The sequence below is a fragment of the Halobaculum sp. MBLA0147 genome, from assembly GCF_041361345.1.
Taxonomy (GTDB): Archaea; Halobacteriota; Halobacteria; order Halobacteriales; family Haloferacaceae; genus JAHENP01.
This window is the reverse complement of the sequence record NZ_JBGKAD010000003.1, coordinates 195,017-219,038: the sequence shown is the minus strand read 5'-3', so window position 1 is coordinate 219,038 and position 24,022 is coordinate 195,017. Positions and strand designations below refer to the sequence as shown.

19 protein-coding genes are annotated in these 24,022 nt (G+C 70.0%); 7 read left to right on the top strand and 12 right to left on the bottom strand.

What is annotated here, in order from left to right:
- The first annotated feature begins 15 nt into the window (after positions 1–15).
- Both RYH80_RS17455 and RYH80_RS17450 read left to right on the top strand, forming a co-directional pair.
- Complete coding sequence (locus RYH80_RS17455; protein WP_370905362.1) at positions 16–1,317, top strand: RNA-guided endonuclease InsQ/TnpB family protein; 1,302 nt, start codon at positions 16–18, stop codon at positions 1,315–1,317.
- A 147-nt stretch (positions 1,318–1,464) separates the two neighbouring features.
- Complete coding sequence (locus RYH80_RS17450; protein ID WP_370905361.1) at positions 1,465–1,698, top strand: hypothetical protein; 234 nt, start codon at positions 1,465–1,467, stop codon at positions 1,696–1,698.
- A 94-nt stretch (positions 1,699–1,792) separates the two neighbouring features.
- Here RYH80_RS17450 and RYH80_RS17445 read toward each other — a convergent pair whose 3' ends face one another.
- Complete coding sequence (locus RYH80_RS17445) at positions 1,793–3,706, bottom strand: ABC transporter ATP-binding protein (protein ID WP_370905360.1); 1,914 nt, start codon at positions 3,704–3,706, stop codon at positions 1,793–1,795.
- Positions 3,707–3,887: 181 nt separating this feature from the next.
- On the opposite strand from RYH80_RS17445, the gene RYH80_RS17440 reads away from it, so the two are divergent.
- Together RYH80_RS17440 and RYH80_RS17435 are read left to right on the top strand one after the other, a co-directional pair.
- Positions 3,888–4,412, top strand: a complete 525-nt coding sequence (locus RYH80_RS17440) for a DoxX family membrane protein (protein ID WP_370905359.1) — start codon at positions 3,888–3,890, stop codon at positions 4,410–4,412.
- 13 nt (positions 4,413–4,425) lie between these two features.
- Positions 4,426–4,719, top strand: coding sequence for a hypothetical protein (locus tag RYH80_RS17435; RefSeq protein ID WP_370905358.1), 294 nt, complete (start codon positions 4,426–4,428; stop codon positions 4,717–4,719).
- A gap of 173 nt (positions 4,720–4,892) precedes the next feature.
- Here the strand turns inward: RYH80_RS17435 and RYH80_RS17430 are convergent, their stop codons facing one another.
- Together RYH80_RS17430 and RYH80_RS17425 are read right to left on the bottom strand one after the other, a co-directional pair.
- On the bottom strand, positions 4,893–5,705 hold the full coding sequence (locus RYH80_RS17430) for an SDR family NAD(P)-dependent oxidoreductase (RefSeq protein WP_370905357.1): 813 nt from the start codon (positions 5,703–5,705) through the stop codon (positions 4,893–4,895).
- A 96-nt stretch (positions 5,706–5,801) separates the two neighbouring features.
- The gene (locus RYH80_RS17425; RefSeq protein ID WP_370905356.1) at positions 5,802–6,230 is read right to left on the bottom strand and encodes a universal stress protein; all 429 of its coding nucleotides are present in this window, start codon (positions 6,228–6,230) and stop codon (positions 5,802–5,804) included.
- 171 nt (positions 6,231–6,401) lie between these two features.
- On the opposite strand from RYH80_RS17425, the gene RYH80_RS17420 reads away from it, so the two are divergent.
- Positions 6,402–8,603, top strand: coding sequence for an alpha-amylase family glycosyl hydrolase (locus RYH80_RS17420; protein WP_370905355.1), 2,202 nt, complete (start codon positions 6,402–6,404; stop codon positions 8,601–8,603).
- A gap of 91 nt (positions 8,604–8,694) precedes the next feature.
- Here the strand turns inward: RYH80_RS17420 and fer are convergent, their stop codons facing one another.
- The 5 genes from fer to RYH80_RS17395 all read right to left on the bottom strand — a co-directional run bounded on the left by fer (position 8,695) and on the right by RYH80_RS17395 (position 14,001).
- Positions 8,695–9,510: a ferredoxin Fer gene (gene fer / locus RYH80_RS17415; RefSeq protein WP_370905354.1), complete on the bottom strand. Its 816-nt coding sequence runs from the start codon at positions 9,508–9,510 to the stop codon at positions 8,695–8,697.
- Positions 9,511–9,619: 109 nt separating this feature from the next.
- A complete protein-coding gene (locus tag RYH80_RS17410; protein WP_370905353.1) occupies positions 9,620–10,399 on the bottom strand; it encodes a hypothetical protein in 780 nt (259 codons plus the stop codon).
- A gap of 138 nt (positions 10,400–10,537) precedes the next feature.
- On the bottom strand, positions 10,538–12,178 hold the full coding sequence (locus RYH80_RS17405) for a hypothetical protein (protein WP_370905352.1): 1,641 nt from the start codon (positions 12,176–12,178) through the stop codon (positions 10,538–10,540).
- Positions 12,179–12,325: 147 nt separating this feature from the next.
- Positions 12,326–12,775, bottom strand: coding sequence for a hypothetical protein (locus RYH80_RS17400; protein ID WP_370905351.1), 450 nt, complete (start codon positions 12,773–12,775; stop codon positions 12,326–12,328).
- Between the two features lie 176 nt (positions 12,776–12,951).
- Positions 12,952–14,001 (bottom strand): DUF3179 domain-containing (seleno)protein, encoded by a 1,050-nt coding sequence (locus RYH80_RS17395; RefSeq protein WP_370905350.1) that lies wholly within the window; start codon positions 13,999–14,001, stop codon positions 12,952–12,954.
- Between the two features lie 191 nt (positions 14,002–14,192).
- On the opposite strand from RYH80_RS17395, the gene RYH80_RS17390 reads away from it, so the two are divergent.
- Positions 14,193–19,016, top strand: coding sequence for a DUF7997 domain-containing protein (locus RYH80_RS17390; RefSeq protein ID WP_370905349.1), 4,824 nt, complete (start codon positions 14,193–14,195; stop codon positions 19,014–19,016).
- A 6-nt stretch (positions 19,017–19,022) separates the two neighbouring features.
- On the opposite strand, the gene malQ is transcribed toward RYH80_RS17390, so the two are convergent.
- The 4 genes from malQ to RYH80_RS17370 all read right to left on the bottom strand — a co-directional run bounded on the left by malQ (position 19,023) and on the right by RYH80_RS17370 (position 23,548).
- Positions 19,023–20,510, bottom strand: a complete 1,488-nt coding sequence (gene malQ, locus RYH80_RS17385; RefSeq protein ID WP_370905348.1) for a 4-alpha-glucanotransferase — start codon at positions 20,508–20,510, stop codon at positions 19,023–19,025.
- Between the two features lie 122 nt (positions 20,511–20,632).
- A complete protein-coding gene (locus tag RYH80_RS17380; protein WP_370905347.1) occupies positions 20,633–21,415 on the bottom strand; it encodes a G protein-coupled receptor family protein in 783 nt (260 codons plus the stop codon).
- Positions 21,412–23,073: a methyl-accepting chemotaxis protein gene (locus tag RYH80_RS17375; protein WP_370905346.1), complete on the bottom strand. Its 1,662-nt coding sequence runs from the start codon at positions 23,071–23,073 to the stop codon at positions 21,412–21,414. The genes RYH80_RS17380 and RYH80_RS17375 overlap by 4 nt, the downstream gene beginning before the upstream one ends.
- 133 nt (positions 23,074–23,206) lie before the next feature.
- Entirely contained in the window at positions 23,207–23,548 is a 342-nt protein-coding gene (locus RYH80_RS17370; RefSeq protein WP_370905345.1) for a hypothetical protein, read from the bottom strand.
- Between the two features lie 230 nt (positions 23,549–23,778).
- On the opposite strand from RYH80_RS17370, the gene RYH80_RS17365 reads away from it, so the two are divergent.
- Complete coding sequence (locus RYH80_RS17365; protein ID WP_370905344.1) at positions 23,779–23,949, top strand: hypothetical protein; 171 nt, start codon at positions 23,779–23,781, stop codon at positions 23,947–23,949.
- Positions 23,950–24,022 lie beyond the last annotated feature (73 nt).

Here is a 24,022-nt window from a genome sequence, read left to right as displayed (position 1 = left end):
TAAGAGTCTGTTGTCGTGAGGCGGACCAACACGTTCGCGGTCAGACCGCTCACAGCAGACGGTGAGCAACTGCTCCGCGAGTTGTTGGACGCCTCTGCCAGTCTCTGGAACCAGCTCAACTACGAACGTCGCCAGAACTTCTTCGACGGCGAAAGCGTGTGGGACACCGCCGACTACCGCAAACAGTACGTTGGTGTTCTCGGCTCTGCCACCGCTCAACAGGTCATCCGCAAAAACAGCGAAGCGTGGCGGTCGTTCTTCGCTGCCCGCGAGGATGGCGAGGACACCGCCCCGCCGGGATACTGGGGCAACGAGGAAGATGGTCGAGAACTGCAGACGTACATCCGCAACGACCAGTACACCCTCGAAATCGGTGAGCGGAGTCGGCTCGAAATCCCTGTCGGCCGAGACCTCAAAGACGAGTACGGGCTTGGCTACCACGAGCGCCTGCGCCTCGAAGTCACTGGCGACCCCAAATGGGAGGGCGAACACGGCCGGTTGGAACTGTACTACGATGAGGTGAGCGACACGTTCAGGGCCTTTCACCCTGTCACAGTACCCGATTCTCGACAGGATTCACCACGAGCCGAGGAATCGGCTGCCTTGGATGTGGGCGCGAACAACCTCGTCGCCTGTACGACCACGACCGGTCAACAGTACCTCTACGAGGGACGTGACCTGTTCGCCGACTTTCGAGAAACCACCGAAGAAATCGCCCGTCTACAGTCGAAGCTCCGCGAGGGACGGTACAGTAGTCGCCGAATTCGACGCCTGTACCGCAAGCGGACACGGCGGCGCGACCACGCACAGGACGCACTCGTGCGTGACCTGATGGACCGACTGTACGACGAGGGCGTTGCCACCGTGTACGTGGGCGACCTCACCGACGTGCTGTCGGACCACTGGTCGGCGCGAGTGAACGAGAAAACCCACCAGTTCTGGGCGTATCGCTCGTTCGTCGACCGTCTCGCCACGACCGCCGAGGAGTTCGGTATTTCGGTCGAGGTTCGGTCGGAAGCGTTCACGACGGCAATGTGTGTCGCGTGTGGTGAGCGATTGGAGACGAAGCGTCGTGGTGACGTGTTCCGGTGTTCGTGTGGATACGAGGGTCACGCCGATTTGGACGCCTCCCGGACGTTCCTCAAACAAGAGACTGACACAGCGTTCGAAGCAGGGTCGATGGCACGGCCTGTGCGCCTCATGTGGGACGACCACGATTGGTCGGAGCGACCACACTCTCCCGAGAGGGCAAGTCCCAACGAGGAACGCACAAACCAGAGTACCAGCAACGGGAAAGTTGCCTCCGTGGGTCGATAGGTCGAACATCCCTACCGGAGGAATCCCACCCCTTCAGGGGTGAGAGGATGTCAAGGGCGAGACGTGTCTCCGATCCACGCCTCCGACGCAGTGTGAACGCAATCCCCCGGCGTCAGAGATTTGACTCGCCGGTCCAGTGTGAGAGGCGTGACGGCCGGCGGCCCGACGACGAACTCCTACGTCAGAGCGGCGCTGGACCTGCTGGTCACCGGGCTGTTCGTCGCGTTCGTCGTCGGCGCGGGCGCGTTCGGGTTCTGGCTCGGGAGCGTCTCGCCGCTGCCGACACCAGTCGCGGTGGCGATCCCACTGGTACCCGCGCTGTTGGGTGCGTACGCGTACTTCAAGCGGACGGTACGGTACTGGAACCGACGGTCGATCTGAGAGAGGCGACTGGACCGGATCGAATCCGCCCCCGTGTCGGCCGTCCGTCGTGATGGCCCGGTCGCTCGCTCGTCCGTCGCGGTGTTCCGACCGCTCAGTCGTCCGTCGCGAGGTTGCGCTCGACGAACCCGTCCGGGAGCGACTCCACCTCGCCCACCTGGACGCTCCAGAGGTCGGCGTACAGCCCGTCGGCCCCCAGCAACTCCTCGTGGGTGCCCGTCTCGGCGACGTGGCCGTCGTCCAAGACGACGATCCGGTCGGCGTCACGCACCGTCGAGAGCCGGTGGGCGATCACGAACGTCGTCCGCTCGGCGAGCGTGTCCGCGACGTTCTGTTGGATCACCACCTCCGTCTCGTTGTCGACGTGACTCGTCGCCTCGTCCAACACGAGGATCGACGGGTCCTCCAGGATGGCCCGCGCGATCGCCAGCCGCTGGCGTTGTCCACCCGAGAGCTTCACGCCCCGCTCCCCGACCGTCGTCTCGACGCCGTCGTCCAACTCCGAGACGAACTCCCACGCGCCGGCCCGCCGGAGTGCCGTCTCCAACTCCGCGTCGGTCACCTCCGTCTGCCCGTAGGCGACGTTCTCGCGGACGGTGCCGCCGAAGAGGAACGGCTCCTGGGAGACGTACCCCAAGTGCTCCCGGAGACTGTCGAGACGCACGTCGCGTACGTCGTGGCCGTCGAGCCGGATCGTCCCCTCGTCGGCGTCGTACAGCCGCATCAGGAGCTTGATCAGTGTCGTCTTCCCGGCACCCGTCGGCCCGACCAAGCCGACGGTCTCGCCCGGCTCCACCTCGAGACTCACGTCGTCGATCGTCGTCTCGTCGGCGTTCTCGTAGGCGAAGGAGACGTCCTCGTACGACACCGCGCCGGCGACCGTGTCGAGTTCGACCCCGTCGTCGCGGTCGGGAATCTGATCGGGTTCCCGCAGGAGCCCGACGATCCGCTCGGCCGCCGAGTAGGCGTACTGGTAGTTGTTCAACACCTGTCCGAACTGCCGCATCGGGTACATCAGCCGGCGGGCGTACAGGAGGAAGGTGACCAGCGTCCCCGCAGAGAGGCCGGCCGCGAAGAAGGCGACGACGGCGGGCGCCCCGGCAGTGCCGCCGAAGAGGTACGCGTAGCCGCCGAGCGTGAACGTGACGCCGTAGCCGAAGGCGGTGATCACGACGAGCGCGGGGAAGAACTTGATCCGGGTGCGGATCGCGTCCCAGTTGGCACTCCGGTAGTCGTCGGAGGCGTCGGCGACCCGGTCGGCCTCGTACGCCTCGCGACCGAACGCCTTGATCACGGTGATCCCGCCGATGCTGTTCTCCAGCCGGGCGTTGAGTCGCCCGACGGACGAGCGCACCTCGCCGTACTTCGGCTCGATGGCGTTCTGGAAGCGGTAGGAGGCGTACCCCAACATCGGCACCATCGTCAGGGTGACGAGCGCGAGTCGCCAGTTGAGCCACAGGGTGATCGCGCCGATGGTGAGCGAGGTGACGACGATCCGGACGCCCTGTTGGAGGTCCTGCGAGAGGAACGACTCCAGTTGGTTCACGTCGTTGTTCAGCACGGACATGATCTCACCGGTCTTGTGGTCGTCGAAGAAGGCGAGCCGCTGGGTCTGCATCTCCTCGTAGGTGTCCGTCCGCACGTCGTGTTGCACGTCCTGTGCGACGCGGTTGAGCGCCCACCCGCGGAGGTACCCGGACACGGCGGCCAACAGGAACGAGCCGGTGACGATGCCGACGGTGAGCCAGAACTGGCCGGTGGCCGTCGGCGGGATCCACGCCTCGGGCACCAGCGGGAGGGTGAACGGGCGTTCGTTCGTGAACAGTGCGTCGAGTGCGACCCCGAGGACGAACGCGGGGACGGAGAACAGCGCCGCCGAGAGGACTGTGGTGACACCACCCAACAGGAGCTCGAGGGTGTACCCACCGCCGTACTCGCGGGCGAGGTACAACATCGGCCGCTCGGCGTGTTCGCGGAGGTCGTCGAGCGACCCGTCGCCGTCGGACATACGGGACACACGGGGGCGCGACACTTCACTTCTCGTATCTCCGTAGCCGACGGCTGTAGTGAGACGCGCCGACCCACGACGGTCCGACTCCCGGCGGCTGGGAACGCGAACCAGGGGTTGGGAACTGCCCCCGGTTTATAGGCTCCGTCCGGACAGACTCGTAGGTGTGAGGTGACAGACGATGTCCACACAGGCGGCGAACCCACTGGCGGACGCGTTCGAGTTCGACGTGGGCGGGCAGTTGGCGAGCTACTGGCTCGCGTTCCTCAGACTCGTCACCGGGTGGTGGTTCTTCCACGCCGGCGTGACGAAGCTGCTCGAGGACGGGCTGGCGTTCACCTACGGCCCCGTCTACCTGAAGAACATGACCGGGACGGCACTGGGACCGCTCCCGGTGTTGATGGGTGAACACCTCGCACCGCTGATCCAGGCGGGGGTCCCACTCGGCGAGACGGCCATCGGGCTGGGCCTGATGGCCGGCGTCCTGGTGCGGCTGGCCTCGTTCTTCGGGGTGTTCTTCATGACCCTGTTCTGGGTCGGCAACGCCGGGTTCTCCCACGGGCTGGTGAACTCAGACTTCATGGGGCTGCTCCTGTTCGCGACGCTGATGGTGTTCGCGGCGGGGCGCCACTACGGACTCGACGCCGTCCTCGAACGCACCGCACTCGTCGAGAACAATCCGCGGTTGCGGTACCTACTCGGGTGAGAGGTGACGGATCATGAGCTACGACACGATCGACACGGCGGCGATCGGACTGAGCGGCGCACTGGCGCTGGTGGCGACCGTCGGCCTCGGGACCGTCGAGATCCTGGCCGGGAAGCCCTACAGCCCGGTGCCGCTGAAGAACGACGCGGGTGAGGTGATCGCACAACCGGCGGTAGATCCGACGATCCGCACCGGACTGATCGTCGGCGCACTGGTCGTCCTCCTCGTGTGGGGACTGTACCGGTTCGCGACGGCGACGCCGCGACGTGCCGGGACGACGAGCGATCCCGGCGTCTCCGCGGACTGAGACGTGCCGGCCCCTCCTTCCTCGAATCGACCGTGGTCGCGACGGCCGCGACCCACACGTCTCGTCGACCCGACGTGACCGGCGAGAGTCGTGTCGGCACGGTCACACTGTGGCCCAAGCGTGTCTCGCCGCCACGACGGGACCTCGGCGGCCGAGAGACACCGTCGGCGTCGTCACTCCTCGTCCGTCCTCGCCCCCGCTGGTCTGGACTCTCCAGTCGGGACGTCGTCCCACGTCGGTGCCTCGCCGGCCTGCTGGCCCTGCGAGAGCGCGGCCGACCGGCCGGCGTCGACCGGCACCGAGACGCCGGTGACGTACGCCGCGTCGTCGCTCGCGAGGAACGCGACCACGCCGGCAACGTCCTCCGGACGACCCCACCGCCCGAGTGGGTCGACGGGCGGGTCCTGTCGCAGTTCCTCGTCGTCCGGGTCGTCTAAGTAGATCGCGCCGGGTTGGACGGCGTTGGTGGTGATCCCGAGTGGTCCGAGTTCGACGGCCATCGCGCGTGTCAAGCCGTCGACGGCGGACTTCGCGACGTTGTACGGGAAGAAGTTCGGGACGGTGCGGGCCGCGTTCGTCGAGGAGACGTTGACGACGCTGCCGCCCCCCGGCATCGCCGGGAGCGCGTGCTTCGTCGCGAGCCACGCGCTGCGGACGCTGGTGTCGAACGTCTCGCGCCACGTCTCCGGGTCGGACTCGAAGAGGTACTCGTGACCGCCGTCGCCGACGACGTTGCACAACACGTCGACGCGGCCGTACTCCGCGACCGCCTCTTCGACCAGTCGCTCGACGGCCGCCGCGTCGCTCACGTCCGCCTCGACGAAGATCGCGTCGGCCAACTCGGCCGCGACGGCCGGCCCGTCGTGTGCTCCCTCGTCGTTCACGACCACCGACGCCCCCTCCGCGTCGAGTCGCCGTGCGATCGCCAGTCCGATCCCGTGTGTCGAGCCCGTCACCAACGCGACGGCGTCCTCGAATCGTCTCACACACACCACTCCCGGCGGTCGCCTGGAGAGTGTTCCCCTACCGCGCGTGAGACTGACAAGCGAGATCTCGCAGGCGACCTGCGGCGCTCTCCCCAGTCACCCGACGACCGTGACGGGCACGTCACACTGGCCGACGAGTCCGGTGGCGACGCTGCCGAGGACGCGGTCGTACTCGGCGGAGGTGCCGCGGTGGCCGACGACGACGCCGTCGTAGCCAGCCTCGGTCGCCACCTCGGCGAGCTTCGTGACCGGGTCGCCGTACCGGAGGTGGGTGTCGGCGACGGGGACGGCGCTCGACGCGACGCGCTCGGCGGCGGCCGCGAGCACCTCCTCTCCACGGGCAGTCGCCGCCTCCAGACTCCCGGATCGCTCCGGGGACCCGGGTGCCTGTGCGACGCTGTAGGAACTCGGGTCGATCGCGTGGGCGGGGGCGACGGCCCCGTCCGAGCGCGTCGCCAGTCGGCAGGCGTGTCCGACTGCGTCCCGACTGGTGTCCGAGCCGTCGACGGCGACGAGGTAGTCCATGCTCGGTCGTGCGGGAGGCGCTCACCTGAGTGGTGCGGCGCGTTCTCGGGAGCTGGGACTGTGATCCGTCGCGAGCACCGAGTGTCGAGGGCGAGTCGGCGGAGACACACCGCCGAGTCTCGACGACGGGCTGGGGAAGACACAAGAGCCTCCGCCCGGAATCGGGGCGCGATGGACCACCCAGGCCCACCGCTGTTCGCCGCGGTCGGCGACGAGTTGGAGCTCGCACCGCGGGACCCGGACCCGGACGCCGCCGACGAGTACGGCTGGCGACTCGACGACGCTCCGGACGGAGCGAGCGTCGCGGTCGGCGACACGCCGGTCGTCCACGTCGAGCCGGACACGGCCGGCCGCTACGTCTTCGTCCACGAGACACCGGCCGGGACGTACCGCCAGACCGTCCGCGTGTTCGGTGCCGAGCACGCACCGGGAGAGGCGCCGACGAGACAGCAGTACTCCGGCACGGAGCCACCGACTGCGGCGGACCACACCGTCCCGGCGGGCACCGACGCCTCGGAGGCGGACCCGACCGACCCCGGATCGGGACTGACGCGGCTCGACGACGAGACGGAGCCGGAACGGCCGCGACTCCAGTTGTCCGTCACCACGACGTTCAGCGAGTCCGACACCGACGACGAGGCGAGTGGCGTCGACGAGAGTGGTGCCGCCGACGCCGACACCGACGACGAGGCGAGTGGAGTCGACGAGAGTGGTGCCGCCGACGCCGACACCGTGACGATCGCCGCGGCGGTCGACGGGCCGAGCGACGCACGCGTGGAGTTCCTGCTCGACGACCGCGACGTACCGGCGGGGACGACGGTGGCCGATCTCGGCCGTGTCGAAGACGGCGAGCTGACGCTCCAACGCTCGGCGGTCGAAGGCCGACTCCGCGTCCACGCGGTCGCCGTCGGCGACAGCTACAGTGTGCCCGACCAGATCGACCTCCGCGTTGACGACAGCTCGGAGTCGCGTGCCGCAGCCGACGCACGCGGCGACTTGCGTGTCGAACGCCCGTACGACCCGCCAGAGTGGGCGCTCGACGCGGTGATCTACGAGGTGTACGTCCGCACCTTCGCCGGCGAGGAACCCGAGGCCGGGGACCCGAGCGCGGTCCCGACCGACTCTGCACCACCCGCACCCGGTGAGCGGGCCTTCGACCGGATCCGGGAGCGACTCGACCACCTCGACCGACTGGGCGTCGACGTGTTGTGGCTCACGCCGGTGTTACAGAACGACCACGCGCCACACGGCTACAACATCACGGACTTCTTGGCCATCGCGGACGACCTCGGCACGCGCGCGGACTACGAGCGACTGATCGACGCCGCCCACGACCGCGGGATGCGGGTGATCTTCGACTTGGTCTGTAACCACTCCGCCCGCGCCCACCCGTTCTTCCGGGACGCGTACGGGGACGGCGAGCACTGGGGTGTCGGCGAGGGCTCGCCGAATCCGGACAGCGACTACTACGACTGGTACGAGTGGCGAGACACCGGCGAGCCCGAGACGTACTTCGAGTGGGAGTACATCGCCAACTTCCAGTTCGACACCCTGGACGTGCGCCGGCACCTGTTAGACGTGGTCGACGAGTGGGCACCGCTGGTCGACGGCTTCCGCTGTGACATGGCGTGGGCGGTTCCCAACGGGTTCTGGCGCGAGGTCCACGACCGCGTGAAGGCTGCCGACGGGGAGTTTTGGCTGTTAGACGAGACCATCCCGTACATCCCCGAGTTCCAGGCTGGGCTGTTCGACACGCACTTCGACTCGACGACGGCGTTCCAACTCCGCGAGGTGGGTGCCGGCGACGCGCCGACCGCGTCGCTGTTGGACGCCGTCGCGGAGCGGCGCCGGATCGGCTTCCCCGAACACGCCTCGTTCATGCTGTACGCGGAGAACCACGACGAGTCGCGGTACGTCTCGAAGTGTGGGAAGCCGGCGGCGTTCGCGGCTGCCGGTGCGCTGGCGACGCTGCCCGGCACCCCGATGGTGTACGCCGGCCAGGAGCTCGGTCAACTCGGTCGACGCGACGCGTTGGACTGGGAGCACGCCGACGACCGGCTCACGGCCCACTACGAGCGGCTGTTCGAACTCCGCCACGAGGAGCCGGCACTGCGAGCGCGGGCGTCGCTGGACCGCGTCGACTACGACGTCGTGTCCGGCCACGACGAACGTGTCGTCGCGTACCACCGCCGCGCGGAGGGGGAGCCGTCTGCCGACGCGGCCAGTGGACTCGTCGTCGTCTGCAACTTCGCGGAGGGCGTCGCCGAGGTCGCGCTGGAGCCACCGGTGGCGGGACGGGACCTGGTCCACGAGGAGGCCGTCGCGACGGACCCAACCACCGTCGACGACGTGGTCGTCCTGCCGGTCGAGTGACGGGCCGGTCGTGTCCACGGCCGATAGAGCGACCAGAGGGCGGCGTCGTCGATCCAGCGGACTCGGCTGCGGTGACGACTTCGACGCCCCGTCAGTCCTGGTGACGACGGTCGAACCGGTCGGCGGGGAGGAGGAGTTCTTCGAGTTCCGGGATGCGTTTGACGTTGAACAGCACCTTCAGCTCCTCCGTCACGGGGGAGGCGATACAGGACAACTGGAACCCGCGGTCGACGAGGTCGTCGGAGAGGATGTGGTCGTTCGGCGTCGCCATCTCCCCCTCGACGACCATCACCGCACAGTTCGCACACGCGCCGCCACGGCAGGCGAACGGCCAGGCGTAGCCGCGCTCCTCGGCCGCCTCCAACAGGGTCTCTTTCGGCTCCGCGTAGAACCGCCCGAACGTCTCGTCGTCCAACTCCGCCGTCGCGGCCGTCTCGAACGGGTCGTCGTCCAGCGACCACCCGCGGTCGACGACCGCCTCGTAGTCGAGGTACGAGACGGTCGTCCCCACCTGCGGGTCGGCCTCGGTCTCCGTGTCGCCCGCCCGGGACCGCCGTCGCCAGTCCGCACGCGACCCTGGCTCGTCTGCACGCGACCTCGGCTCGGCAGACGCGCTCGCGCCCGAGCCACGTTCGCTCGTCTCGGTCGCGGTCGCTCCCGCGTCCTCGTCCCGTTCGGCGGTCCCGTTCTCGTCGCCGACCGTCCCGTTCGCGTCGCCGTCGGGCTCGTCGAGCGCCGGCTCTGTGCCGGCTTGGATCTCCTCGTAGGCGGACTTGACGACGCGGAACTCGGAGACGGAGCCACCCTGGTCCGGGTGGGTCTCGATCACGCGCCGGCGGTACGCGCGGTCGATCTCCGCCTCGTCCGCATCCGGGTCGACGCCCAACACCTCGTACGGGGAGGCCACGACTGTCGTCAGGTGACGGAGCCGGGTAACTCCCGCGTCTTCGATCGACGCCGACTGGGTGGTGACGGCAGCGAGTGGCGGTGGCGGGCGTCGGTGACGCGTCTCCCGCTCACACCGACGCCGTGTGCTGGCCGAACTTCACCACGACTGCGATCTGGGACCCGCCGCCGATGGTGAGCACCGTCGCGCCGAGACTGTCCAGCGCACCCGCGTCCGGCACGACGAGCAACAGTGCGGTGACGACACCCGCCAGCGCGTAGAACACGAGCGTGACGAGCATGTGCCGCATCAGCGTGTCGACGAGTGTCCCCTGCGAGGCCGCCCCGCGGAGGTGTTCGCGGTAGAAGTACGTGCCGTAGACGATCACCGCCGGCGCGAGCACGACGCTCAACACCGCCGGCGCGAGGCCGTCGAAGAACAGCGGCGGCACACCCATCCCGACGATCCCGAGGACGATCCCGACCTCGATCCCCCGCCGCGTCGGGTACTCGCCGAGTCTGTCGATCTCGCGGTCCGAGAACACCGCGTTGTACTGTGCCTCCCGGAGTGTCAGTCCGCAGGCGAACACGTAGCCGACGAGCAGCGTCGGGACGAGCGCCGCGAACGCCACCGGCGGTTCGACCAGCGTCGTCCGGAACGCACCGATCCCGCCGGTGACCACCCCGGCGGTGCCCACGAAGCCGAAGTAGGCCCACAGTGTCCGCTGTGACCCGGGGGCGGTTCGGTAGAGCCTGTACCCGACGTAGCCGAGGTAGCCGGACAACACCGCCAGCAGGACGAAGCCGATGAACCAGATCAGCGAGGTACCGCCGCCCCCGAGCAACGGGACCAACGGCGGCGGACCGACGGTCCCGACGACGGCAGCCGCGGACGCGGAGAGTGGTGTCATAGTCGGTGAGTGTGTCGTGTCGTGGGTTGTGCGTTTCGGGATCGGTACGGTCCGTGTCGCTGGTTGCGCGTTTCGGGATCGGTGCGGTCCGTGTCGCGGGCGGTCCGTCTCTCGGTTCGCTCGTGATCCGGCGGAGCCTCACCCGTGTGCCGTCAGCACGCTCCGGAGTGCCTCGGCGATCCGAGCGACGGACTCGTAGCGCCACGGTTTCTGCGGTGCGGTCGCGGTCTGGACGATCTCGTCCAACGCCGTCGGCAGCTCGTACTCGACGACCGACGAGGGGTCCGGCACGTCGGCCGGGACGAAGTTGCCGTCGGCGTCACGAGTGTGTGGGGGTGCCTCCCCCGTCAACATCGCGAACAGCGTCACACCCAGTCCGTACACGTCGGTCAGGCGCCCGACGGAGCCGTAGTCGTCGCTCATCGCCTCCGGGGGCGCGAACCGCTCGTCGGCACGCAGGGTCCGCGGAGTGCCGACGTGGGCACCGACGCCGACTCTGGTCAGCTTGGGGACGTAGCCGTCCGACCGGACCAGGCCGACCGTCCACGGCGAGATCCCGCCGTGGGCGGTGCCACCTTGGTGCATCGTCGCCACCGTGTCGGCCAACTGCACACCCAACTCCACCGCACCGCGCGTCTGGAGCCGCCCGGACCGCCACAGGGGCCGCGGGAGGTACTCCGTCGCCACCCACGGGTGTGGCGTCCGGCCGTGGTCGAGCACCGCGGCGACGTTCCGGAGCCCGTCGACCTCCGTCCACCCCTCGAACACCGGCTTGAAGTCGCGCTGGTAGTCCTTGATCGCGTACTCGCTGCGCGGGACGTACGTGTGGAGGAGGAACTTCTGGAACTCTCCGTTCACCGTCCCCTCGCAGACGTAGACGCGCTCGTGACGCGAGAGGCCGACGAGGTCGATCGCGTTGACCGCCTCGATCGGACTTGAGTCGGGCACGAGTGTGTTCGACCCCGGCGCGATCACTTGATCGTCGAGCATCGGGTACGTGAGGTACGGACCCCAGAGGTTCTCCTCCAGACGTCGTTCGGGGCGACTCATCTGTGCGGTGCCGGCACCTGCCGAAGCGGAGGCGTCGTGGTAGTAGTCGAGCATACCCACGAGGAGGCCCGCCTCCTGTGAGTCGTGATCGTCTGCGCGGGTCGCCAGGTGACTCACGTTCGCCGGGTGGTGTTCGGCCACCATCGCCACCGCCCACGCGGCCGTCAGTCGCACCTGCCGGTGGTCGTGGTCCAACAGCGCCAGCAACGACGGGAGTTCGCGCGGGGCCTGCCAGATCTCGTCGACGACGGTCTCGACAGCGTCCACGGCGTCCGGGTGGAGTGTGTCTCTGGCGGTCCCGAGGTTCACCTGCCGCGTGCTCGCGACGCCGCCATCGCCGGCCGCCGACCCCTCGGACTCGGACGGTTCCGGGACGAGGTGGTCCAGCAACATCCCGCTCGCGATGCCGTCGATCACGGGGTCCGTCCCCGGACCCTCCGGGCCGGACCCAACGTCGTCTGCGGTGATCCCCCGCTGAGCGGCCAACACGTCCTGGAGGAACCCGGACTCGACCGAGGTCTGGTCGTCGGCCAACTCGGCGACGGTGTCGATGGCGTCCGGGTGGAACTCCGCCACCTGCGCCAGTGCCCACATCGCGGTGAGACGGACCGGTCGCGACGGGTTGTCCAGCGCCTCCGCGACCGCCGGCAGTTGCTCGCCGAGGCCGTGCACGTCCGTCACGACTCGTTGGGCGATCCGACCGACGCCGGTGTCCGTCTCGCCGACCATGCTGTCTCACCGAGACCCCGTCTGCCCCGAGTCTCGCTGCCCGGCGCTACACCGCCCTCCCACTTAAGCTACCCTCTGAACGTCCTCGCCGAGTACGAGAATCGAGAATCGGGTGACCGTGCGGGTCGGTGGGAGGCGGAGTGGGTCCTACTCGTCCGCGCTCGCCGCCGGCGTGAATGAGACGGGTGTGCCCACGAGATCCGCGAGCGTCTCGCCGAGGCTGTCGTCGACGAGTGGGGAGTCCGGCCCGGGGTCTGCGGTCGCGGCGCTGCCGTCGACGGTGGCCTCGAGGATGGTGAACGTCTTCGGTCCGACGGCGGTCAGGGCGTACGCGAACACGCGGCCGGAGGCGTCGCGGAAGCGGAGGTCCACGCCAGCCCACTCCGGGAGGAGTCGGCCGGCGGTCAACTTGAGGTCGCCGGCCGGCGGCACCGCGCGGGAGTCACAGGCGGGACAGCGCCCGGGGTGTGGCTCGCGGCCGAGGTAGCCGTAGCGGTGACCGCAGTCTGCACACTGCAGGCCGCCCGCGCCCGCGTCCGAGCGCGACGAGTGGGCGGCAGTGGTCGGTCGGGACCGACCGGAGTCGTCGGGGGCCATGCTGTACGTCTCGGTACGTGCCACTCCGACGTAACTCTACCCCGAAATCCCACCCAAATCTCACCAGAGTCCGCGACAGTGTGGCTCTCTGGCGGGTCTCGTAACCGTTGACTACCGACGGGGCGCGCTCGGTGTGGTGCTCCGCGTAGGCAATACTACCTCTTCGAGGTGCCCGGTTACTGCTCGTCCGACGTGGACCGCTCGGGCGGCGGCCCGGGGGTGCGCCCGACGTACGCGCCGCGGTCGTGGACCCCCGAGTGTGGCGGTGGGAGCAGGACTTCGCCGTCCGGTCGCTCGGCGCGGAACGTCTCCCACGTCGTCACGCGCGAGGGACGGACGGGCAGCGTCGTCCCGGTCGCCGGCCCACAGATGGCCCGCGCGAGGATCTGACTCCAGTAGCTCCCGGTTGCGGTGTCGTACAACACGAGGTTGCCGCCCGCGCGGACGCCGACGCTCTCGCCGCCGGTGCGCTCGGCGCCGAACGTCCGGTTCCCCTGCTCTGCGGCCGCCACCTGGATGCGCTCGGGCTGCCAGAGTAGTCCCGAGACGGCGAAGGTGAGCGTTTCGCCAGCCACCGCGTGCTCCGCCGCCGTGGCGTTCTCGGTGTCTCCGCCGCTCTCGGTGTCCCCGCCGTTCTCGGTGTCGCCGCCGCCTCCACCGCTCTCGGTGCCCCCGCCGCTCCTGCCGCCCGTGGCGTCACTCGACGCCGGGACGCGCCGGTCGGCGACGACACCGCTGCGACAGATCGGACAGAACGTCACCAGCAGCGGTCCGCCGAAGGTGTCGTTCACGATCTCGTGTTCCGCGAGCACCTCCAGCGGGTAGGCGCGAGCGCGCCCGTCTCCGGTCTCGACGACGACGACCGTCTGTCGTGGGTCGATCCCACCCGACGATCCCGTCGCCGGTTCGTAGCGGTCCGAGATCCGGTGACTCGTCCAGTCGGGGGCGAACTGCGGGTCGACGAGCGCCTCCTTCCCCGGGTCCGCGACGACCGCCTCCGAACAGATCGTCGTCGGGACACCCTGTGCCGCGAGACTCCCGTCGTACGCGTCGCGGCGCTGCTCGTCACGCTCGCCACTCTCGTCACTCTCGGTCCGGCCGGTCCGACTGCCTCGCTCCGTCTGCGTAGCCCGGCCACTCCGCCCGCCGCGGCCGAACACGTCCAGACAGCCCGCGAGACTCCCGACACCGACGGCGAGTCCGGCGAGCGCGTCGCGGCGGTTCACGACTCTGCTACCGGCTCGGACCTGAAGAGTCGTCCACGGTCGTGCGTCGCTCGCGCCACGGAGCGGCCGCGAACGATCCGCGCGTCCACCGGAATCGGCCGCGTGACTCCGCGAGACAACACCCGAACGTAATCGGGTACGAGCACGAGCCACCACGAGAGGTTTTGTACCCGGGGGTCCGACGGACCCCCATGCGACTCCGCACCGCACTCAACGAGTTCAAACGCGATCCGTCGGACGGCGGCGCCGCCGACACGTCCACGGGCGCCTTCTCTGGCCGTGGGGATCGACTCGTCCACGTCGACCCCCGCGGTCGTCTCCGCGACTACTCGTACGCGCTGTCTGGGCTCTCCGGTCTCGACCGGTCTCGCTTCGGAATCGAGACGGCCGACCACACCTACTGGTTCGACGACCTCGACATCGTCCGGCAACACTACTACCGCGAGACCACCCTCGTGGAGACGGAGTACGACGCCGGCCGCTTCACCGTCCACCAGTACGACATCACCCTCGGACGCGCCCACGTCACCCACGTCGAACTCCGCGGCGCCGTGCCGCCGGAGGCGAGTCTGATCGCGTTCCTCACGCTCGCGCCGGAGGGCCGCGAGAGTCGCCTCGGCCGGCTGATCCACGAGGACGCCGGCCCCGAGGACAGTCGCGTGCTGGAGGTGTTCCACCGCGACGAACACGACTACGTCGCCGCCTCCACCGGGCTCGACGACGTGCGCGGACAGGTGCCCGAACGGTTCTACGAGATTCTCGACGACGACCCGGTCGAGTTCCCCTCGGAGTCGGCGCTGAACCGGTACGAGGACACCCACCTCTCCGGCGACGTGGTCGTCACCGCACCGCTGGAGGAAGCCGGCCGCGGCCGACGTACCTCGCTGGTGACGCAGTTGTCCGACCACACGGACGTGGACCGCGCGGACGCGCTGGGTGACCTGGCGAACTGCGTGACGGAGTTCGACTCGGCTCGTGCCTTGCGGACGGTCGCGGGCGAGCGCACGGAGGTGGACGTGCCCGACGACGTGGTCCGCGAGCGGACCGTCCGCAACGACCTCCGCGTGCTCGACTTACTGGAGTCGCCGTCCGGCGCACGGATCGCCGGCCCGGAGTTCGACCCGTTCTTCACCAACTCCGGCGGCTACGGCTACACCTGGTTCCGCGACGACGCGCGCATCTCGCAGCTCCTGCTCGGCTCCCAGCGGACGCTCGGACTGGACGTGACCGAGGAGTTGGTCCGGAGTGCGCGCTTCTACTGTGAGACACAGCGTCCAGACGGGACGTGGCCCCACCGCGTGTGGGCCGCCGACGGCTCGTTGGCCCCCGGGTGGGCGAACGGCCGGGTCGAGGGGCAGGCCGACTCGACGGAGTACCAGGCGGACCAGACGGCGACCGTCGTGCGGTTCCTCGCGACGTTGTTGGACGCCCGCGGCGACGAGTTGTCGCGCGAGGACCGCGACCGGATCCAGCGCACGGTCGCCGACGGGGTGCGGGCGCTGGACGACGACCTCGGGGCGGCCGGACTCCCGGTCGCGTGTCAGAACATCTGGGAGGACGCCGCCGGCCAGTTCACCCACACGGCGGCGACGTTCCTGGAGGCGTTCGCGGCGGTCGCGGACGCCCCCGTCGACGAGGTGACCGCCGGAATCGCCCGCGACGGGGCGGAACTCGTCGCCGGTAGCCTCCACCAGTTGTGGCTCCCCGAGCAGTGTGCCTACGCCGTCCGGCGGACGGACGACGGCCTCGACGACCGTCTCGACGGCGCGACACTCGCGTTGGCGGACGCGTTGGTCGTCGCGGAGGAGGTCGACGAGATCTCGCTCCCCGACCGCCTGCTCCCCCGCGTCGTGGCTCACACGGAGACGACGCTGTCGGGACTGTACCGCGACCCGGACGACGACCCGGTCGCCGGGTTGATCCGCTACGAGGGGGACCGCTGGCGCACCGGCGGCCAACACGCCGAGAAGGTGTGGTCGCTGACGACCGCGATGGGGGCCGTCGCCGCGGCGAAACTCGGTACGCTGCTGGAGGAGATCGCAGACGGCGCCGTCGCCTTCGAGGGCCACCTCGACGCCGCGGCGGCGCCCGACGGCGGGCGGGCGGAGGCCACCGCGGACTCGTCGGACGCGTCGGCAGACGCGGCGGAGCCGACCGACGCGAGTGAGACGACCGAGACGGAGGGGGCGACGAGCGACGAGTCGACCGGGACGTCCACTCCGCCAGACCGCGACCGCGGGCCACACGAGCGGGCGAGTGCGGACGCGGCGACGCTGTTCGCCTGGGCGAGCGATCTCTACGAGTCTATCGAGGACGAGGGGCCGCTGCCGACGGACGCGGGCTACCTCCCGGAGCAGGTGTTCGACGACGGGAGCGCCGACTCGGCGACGCCGCTGGGGTTCTCGCACGGCTACCGCCTGCAGGCGACGGCACTGCTGTCGGCCGCCGACGCCCTGCCGTCGAGCGCGAGCGAGACGGACAGCCCGCCGGAACGCCCGAAGTGGACGACCGGCGAGAAGTTCGCCGTTGGCACCGCCGCCGACCACACCACCGAGACGCCCTCGCGGGTGTGGTTCACCGCCACGGAGGGTACACTGACGGAGGTGCGGTTCCCGCGCGTCGACCTGATGAACCTCCGGACGCTGGACTTCGTGGTCGTCTGCGAGGACGACTCCTACACCGCGCGGAGTCACGTCGAGGGGTCGGCGGCGGCCGACGACACGGTCGAGCGACGTGTGGAACCGACCGCGGACGACGCCCTGGCGTTCGCCCACGAGATCGCGGAGACCGGCGACGGACGGGGCCACGAGTGGTCGCTGCGCGTCGAGTACGTCACGGACCCGGACCACGACGCGCTCCTCGCCGACGTGACCTTCGAGTCCGGCGACGACCACGCCTACGAACTGTACGCCGTCGCGGACACGGCACTCACGAACACCGGGACGGAGGACCGGGGTCTCCGCCTCGGGGAGCCGGGGAGTCACTACTTGGTCGCCCGCGACGCGGAGGCGTACACCGGCGAGACGGCCGACGACGTGGCCGACCAGCCGGTCGACCCCGCGGATCGGGCCGACACGGCCGACGAGCGGATGGCGGCCGGCGAACCGCTGTTGGTCGACGAGGACGGGGACCGCTACTCCGTCGCCGCGACGATGGCGACCGCCGGCCGGTTCGACTGGGCGACGGTCGGGCGTGCCGGCGGCGCGCTCGACGAGTTCTTCACCGACGGCGTCACGCCGACGACACGCGACTCGATCACGGACGAGCGGGTCGTGCTCGTCGGGCGGATGGGTACCGGCACCGCAGTTCGAGACACGCTCGCACTCGGGTTCGCTCGCCAGGCGGACGTGTCCGCGTCGCTGGGTGAGGCGGCGGGCGCACTCGCCGACGGGTTCGACGCCGTCCGCGAGCGCTACGTCGACACCTGGCGGTCGTTCCTCGCGGACAAGCCGCTCCCGGACGCCGTCGCCGACGAGGAGCGGCTGGCGAACCAGTACCGCTCGGCACTGATGACGCTGCGTGCCGTCGAAGACAAGACGTTCGTCGGCGCCTCCATCGCGTCGCCGTCCGTCCCCTGGGGCGACGCCGTCACCGCCGACGTGGAGAAGGGGTACGGCTACAACTTCGTCTGGTCGCGGGACCTCTACCAGGTGTTCACGGCCTTCGAGTTGGTCGACGACCTCGAGACCGCGGCCGACCAGGTGGCGTACGTCTACAACTACCAGCAGGACGAGCGCGGGTTCATCCCCCAGAACACGTACCTCAACGGGATCACCCGCTGGGGTGGCGAGCAGATGGACAACATCGCCTACCCGGCGGTGATGGCGTACCACCTCCACGAGCGGGGGCTGACGTTCGACGACGTGGCCTACGACTACGAGCACGTCCGCCGCTCTGCGAGTTACGTCGTCCGGAACGGCCCCGAGAGCGGCCAGGAACGCTGGGAGGAGGAGTCCGGCTACTCCCCGTCGACCATCGCCGCGGAGATCGCCGGACTCGTCGCCGCAAGCGAGTTGGCCGCCGCGACCGGCCACGACTCGGACGCGCTGGTGTACCGCGCGGTGGCGGACAGCTGGGCCAACCGCGTCGAGGAGTGGACCGCGACGACCACCGGGACGGACCGTCACACGGAGACGCCGTACTACCTCCGGGTGACCCGCGACGGCGACCCGGACGCGGGTCACCACCGGACGCTGGCGAACGGTGGGCCACGCTTGGACGAGCGGAACGTGATCGACGCCGGCTTCCTGGAGTTGGCGCGGCTCGGCATCCGGCCGTGGGACGACGACGTACTGGAGACCTCCCTCGACGTGGTGGACGACGAGATCCGCGTCGACCTGCCCGCGGGGGCGGCGTTCTACCGCTACAACGGCGACGGTTACGGCGAGGTCGAGCAGGGCGACATGGGTGCGCCGTGGTCCGTCGAGCAGCCGGGGAAGGGTCGCCTCTGGCCGATCCTCACCGGCGAGCGGGCGGAGTACGAACTCCGGCGCGACGAGCCGACGGACGAACTGGTCGCACCCGAGCGGGCGCTCTCGGCGATGGCGGAGTTCGCCAACTCCGGGCGGATGATCGCCGAGCAGGTGTGGGACCGCGAGGTGTCGACGGCCTACGACTGGGCGTACGGCGAGGGGACCGGCTCGGCGACGCCGCTGGCGTGGTCGATGGCCCAGTACGTCCGTCTCGCCCACGGGATCGACGCCGGACGGCCGGCGGAGACACCCGCGGCGGTCGAGGAGCGGTACGTCGACCGCGAACTGCACGCCCCCGACGAGAGCCCGGCGCTGCAGGTGGACACCAGCTTCCGCGGCAACGAGGTGGTCGTCAGCGGGAAGACGACCGGCGCTGCCGTCGCCGTCTCCACGCCGGCAGACGACGCGTACGTCGAGGTGACCGACGGCGCGTTCGAGGCGACCGTCGAGATCGGCTACGGCGAGAACGACGTCGTCGTCGCTGCCGCCGCCGACACGGCGCTCGACGAGGCGGGGACGACCGTGCGGCGGTTCTCCGTCTGATCGCGGTCACCGCAGCGTCGCGTCGGTGATCCGCGCGAGCCGTTCGGCCACGCCGTCGGTCAACTGCTCCTCTGTGACGCGCCACTGCCAGTTCCCCTCGACGGTGCCGGGGGTGTTGAACCGCGCCTCGCTCCCGAGGCCGAGGAGATCCTGTAGTGGGGCGATCGCCACCGCGGCGTTCGAGTTCCAGACCGCCTCGATCAGGTCCCAGTGGATCTCCTCGCCGTCCGTCCCGAGGTTGTAGTGGAGACAGTCCCGCTGCTCGGCCGGGAGGTCCTCGTAGTACCCGACGAACGTGTCCGTGTCGTGGGTCGAGGTGTAGCCGACGCTGTCCTCGGGGTAGTGCATCGGCTGGTAGCGGTCCCCCTCCGCACACCAGTCGGCGTACACCGGCACGCGCATCCCCGGGAACCCGAACCGGTCCCGCAGCGCCACGACGGACTCGTCGAGGAAGCCCAGGTCCTCCGCGAGGAACGGCAACTCGCCCAACTCCGCCTCCACCGTCTCGAAGAAGTCGACGCCGGGGGCGTCGCGCCACTCCCCGTCCGCCGGGTCGTCGCTGTCGCCGGGGATCGCCCAGTACTCGTCGAACCCCTTGAAGTGGTCGATGCGGGTCACGTCGACTAACTCGAACAGCCGGCGGAGGCGGCCGAGCCACCAGTCGTAGTCGCGGGCCGCGAGTTCGTCCCAGTCGTACAGTGGGTTCCCCCAACGCTGGCCGTCGTCGCCGGGGTTCGGCGGGACGCCCGCGACGGCCGTCGGCTCGCCGTCCTCGATCTGGAACGCCTCCGGCGACGCCCACACGTCTGCGGAGTCGAACGCGACGTAGATGGGGAGGTCGCCGACGATCTCGATCCCGCGTTCGTGGGCCGCGTCCGCGACGCGGCGCCACTGCCGGTCGAACAGCCACTGACAGAAGGCGTGGTACGCCACGTCGTCGGCGAACTCCTCGCGACGGCGCTCGACGGCTTCCTCGTCGTGTGCCCGGATCGGCTCGGGCCACTCCGTCCACGGCGCGCCGTCGAAGGCGCGCTTGCAGGCGACGAACAGCGCGTAGTCGTCGAGCCACGCGGCTTCGCGCTCGCGGAACCGGTCGAACGCCTCGCGGTCGCCGTCGGCTGGCGACTCGCGGAACCGCTCGAAGGCGGTCCGCAGGCGGTCGCGTTTGAACTCGCTCACGGCGTCGTAGCGCGTCTCGTCGGTGGCGACGCCGGCCGGCGGTTCGAGTTCGTCGTCCCCGAGGTAGCCCCGCTCGCCGAGTGGGTCGAGCGCGACGAGCAGTGGGTCCCCGGCGAATCCGGAGAGCGTCTGGTACGGGGAGTGGTACGCCCCGGCCGTCGTCGGACCGAGCGGACACACCTGCCACAGCGACTGGTCGGCCGCGTCGAGAAAGTCGAGGAAGGCGGTCGCGCCCGCGCCGAGGTCGCCGATGCCGTGTCGCCCCGGCAACGAGGTGACGTGACAGAACACGCCACTCTGTCGATCGAATCGCATACCGCACCGTTCTCCCGGCGGTGGTATGCCGTTTCCGGTCGCGACGGGGTTGGCGGCCGACTGGGGTTCGCGACCACTCGCCGGGGCACCCCCGACCGCCCGCCGTTCGCCCCGACGACCCCTCAGTCGCCCGCCGCCGCCCCGCCGGCACTCGCCGACTCGCTGGAGTCCGTCCCGGCGTCGCCGGCGCCGCCACCCAGCCGCAGGGACTCGCGGCCCTCGAACCCGGCCAGCCGGTGGACGATCAACAGCGAGACGCCGCCGCGGAACAGCAGGTTCGGGTACTGGACGAGCACCTGACTGACGACGATGTTCTGGATCAGTCCGGACAACAGCAGGAAGGCGTACACCACCAGCATCCCGAACAGGAACAGTTGGAGGTTGCGCGCCTTCCAGTGGAGCAGTCGCTGTCGTGCCGGGACGCGCTGGGCCGCGCGCCACACCGGGCGCAGGTACAGCGCGACGACGACGGGGTAGCCGCCGAGGATGCCGACGGCCGCCAGCGTCGCCAGCGTCGTGCCCGGTGCCGCGGCGTTGCCCAACGAGAACGCCACCCGCATCGTGACCGCGACGCCGGTCACCGCGGCGACGAGCCGGCGCGAAGCACCCGCCAACAGCGTCGTCCCGCCGTACAACACGGCGTAGGCGTACACGTCCAGCGCTGCCGTACTCACCCGGACGGCGTTGCCGTTCACGACCACACTCCCGCCACCGGTCGCCTGCCACAGCGAGTCGACGGTCGCCAGCGCCGCCAGCAGGACGAGCGGGTAGCAGTACCGCCGGAGGCTCGCGTCGACGCGTCTGACGCCGACCAGCAGCGCCAGGAGGACGACGGCGTACCCGACGGCGGCCGCCTGCAGCACCGTCGCCTGGTCCACCTGCAACGGGAGTAGTGTGGTAGTCACCGGTCGTCACCTCCCGCGGACGATCCGACCGAGCCGCTCGTCGGCCGCCCAGCCGTCGAGCTCCCGGTCGTCGAAGCCCCAGTCGTCGAATTTCCAGTCGTCGAAGCCCCAGTCGTCGGCTCCGTCGTGGCGGCGTCCGGCGCCACTCGCCCGTCGCCACTCGACCGTGTCTCGAAGTCGTCGAGCATCGTCCGGAGTTCGACGGTGTCGTCGACGAGGTCCTCGGCACGCGTCTCCAACTCGGCCATCGTCTCGGCTGTCGCCTCCGCGCGGGCCGCCAGCGACTGGGCCGCCTCGGCCGCCTCGGCGACCCGCTCGCGTACCTCGCTCACGGCGGCCGCGACCGACTCCGCGGCGGCCGCCCCGTCGTCAGTCGCCCGAGCGATCTCGTCGCTGGCGTCGTCGACCTCCGCGACGACCGCGGACAGCTCCCGGAACGTCTCGACGGCCTCCGAGACGGACTCGGTGCTCTCGGCGAGTCGTTCGCGGGTCGCGGCGGTCTCGTCGGTCACCTCGTCCACGTCCGCTCGTGTCTCGGCGACCGTCGCCTCGATCTCGGCGATGGCCGTCTGACTCTCCTCGGCGAGACTCCGCACCTCCTCGGCGACGACGCCGAAGCCGTCACCCTCCACGTCGACACGTGCGGCCTCGACGTTCGCGTTCAACGCGAGCACGTCCGTCTGTTCGGCCACGTCCGCGACGAGGTCCGTCGTCTCCTCCACGTCGGCCATCCGCTCGTCCAACTGCGCCACCAACTCGTCGAGCCGTTCCACGCGCGTCTCGACCGTCTCCATCGCCGCGACGGCCGCCTCGCTACGGTCCGCGCCGGTCGCCGCCACCTCGCCGCCTGCGGCGGCTCGGTCGGCCACCTCGTCGCTGGTCGCGGCGACCTCCTCGATCGTCGCAGACACGTCGCCCACGTCCTCCGCGACCGTCGCGAGTCTGTCCGCCGCGGCGGTCACGCCGTCGGCCGCGTCCCGGATCTCGGCGGCCAACTCGCGGTGGTCCCGCGCCGCCTGCGCCGCGTCCTCTGCCGTCGCGGTCGCCGTCTCCTCCACGTCGGCCGCGAACGTCCTGATCCGGTCGACGGTCGCCGAGAGGTCCGTCGCCATCGCCTCGTAGGCGTCCGCGATCCGCGCGACGGCGGCCTCGTCGGCGTCCGTGTCGAGTTCGTGCGTCAGGTCGCCGTCCGCCACGGCCTCCAGCGCCGCCCCGACCTCCTCGGCGGCCGCCAACAACGACTCCGTCTGCGCCTCGGCGTCGGCGCGGGCCGCCTCCGCCTCCTCGCGGGCTCGCTCGGACTCGTCGAAGGCGGTCCGTAGCGAGTCGCGCATCTCCGCGAGTGCGTCGCCCAACTCGCCGATCTCGTCGCTGCGCCGACTCCGTGGGTCCACGTCCAAGTCGCCGTCGCCGACCGCCTCCGCCGCGGCCGTCAGCCGACTCAACTCCGTCGCCACGTCGCCGCCGAGCACCACCCCGAGCACGCCGAGGTGGAGCACGGCGACGAAACAGACGGCGATCACGACCTCCGAGACTGGGACTCCGGCGCCGGTCCCGTACGCCGCGAACCCCGCGCCGAACAGGACCGTCGCCAGCGCCGCCACGGCGAGTGCGGCTCCCAACCGGTAGGTGTACTGCCGTCGAACGCGCCGTATCACGACTCTCCGTGTGCGACAGTGCCTCTTATCCGTGGCGGCTCGGACTCTCCAGCCAGTCTATCTAGTTAGACGACCGTCGGCTTCGGTACTCGTCTGTTAGAGTCGACTCACCAGTTCACCGCCGCCACACGACTCACCGCGAGCCCGGACCGCCAGCCAAGTCGTCTGCGCCCGGTGGGTCGTCGTCCTCGTCGTCGCGCTGTCCCGGTACACCGACGACGTGGTAGGAGACGAGCAACAGTGCCACCGACACGATCACCGCCAGCGTCGCGTCGTCGACGAGATCGACCGACGGGAGCGTCCCCGACCGGAGGAGGAGCCACGGGGCGGCCACCGCGGACAGCGCCGCCGCCCACCGACCGGGCCAAGGTGTCTCGACCGGTGGGTCCTCGCGGCCGACGAGGTTCGACAGCGTCCCTCCCACCAGCATCACCCCGAGTACGAGTGCCAGCTGGAGTGGCTGCGAGAGCGTCACCGGCCACCACCTCGCGACGACAGCGTCGACACGTTCTCCGGGTCCGTCGGTGACCGTCCGTGGGCGCCTCGCCGCGACGGGTGTGTGCGACGCCCGACGACGCCGCTCGTGTCTGTCGGTGACATCCGTCCGGCACTCAGGGGCCGACGGCTCTTAGCGGTTCTGGAGGTGACTCTCTCGGCGGCCACCGCGACGGTCGGCGGACCGACGGGGACGGGGAGCTCCGGAGGATGACACCACAGGAGACGAAGAGAGTGTCGAGGAGACGGAGAGACTGGGAAGTGGCGAGAGGAGGAGACGGAGAGACTGGGAAGTGGCGAGAGGAGGAGACGGAGAGACTGGGAAGTGGCGAGAGGAGGAGACGGAGAGACTGGGAAGTGGCGAGAGGAGGAGACGGGTGAGACACCGAAGACAGTGAGCGAGAGGGAACGAGCGTCGTCCGTCGACCGCGTCACCACAGGTCGCGACGACGGT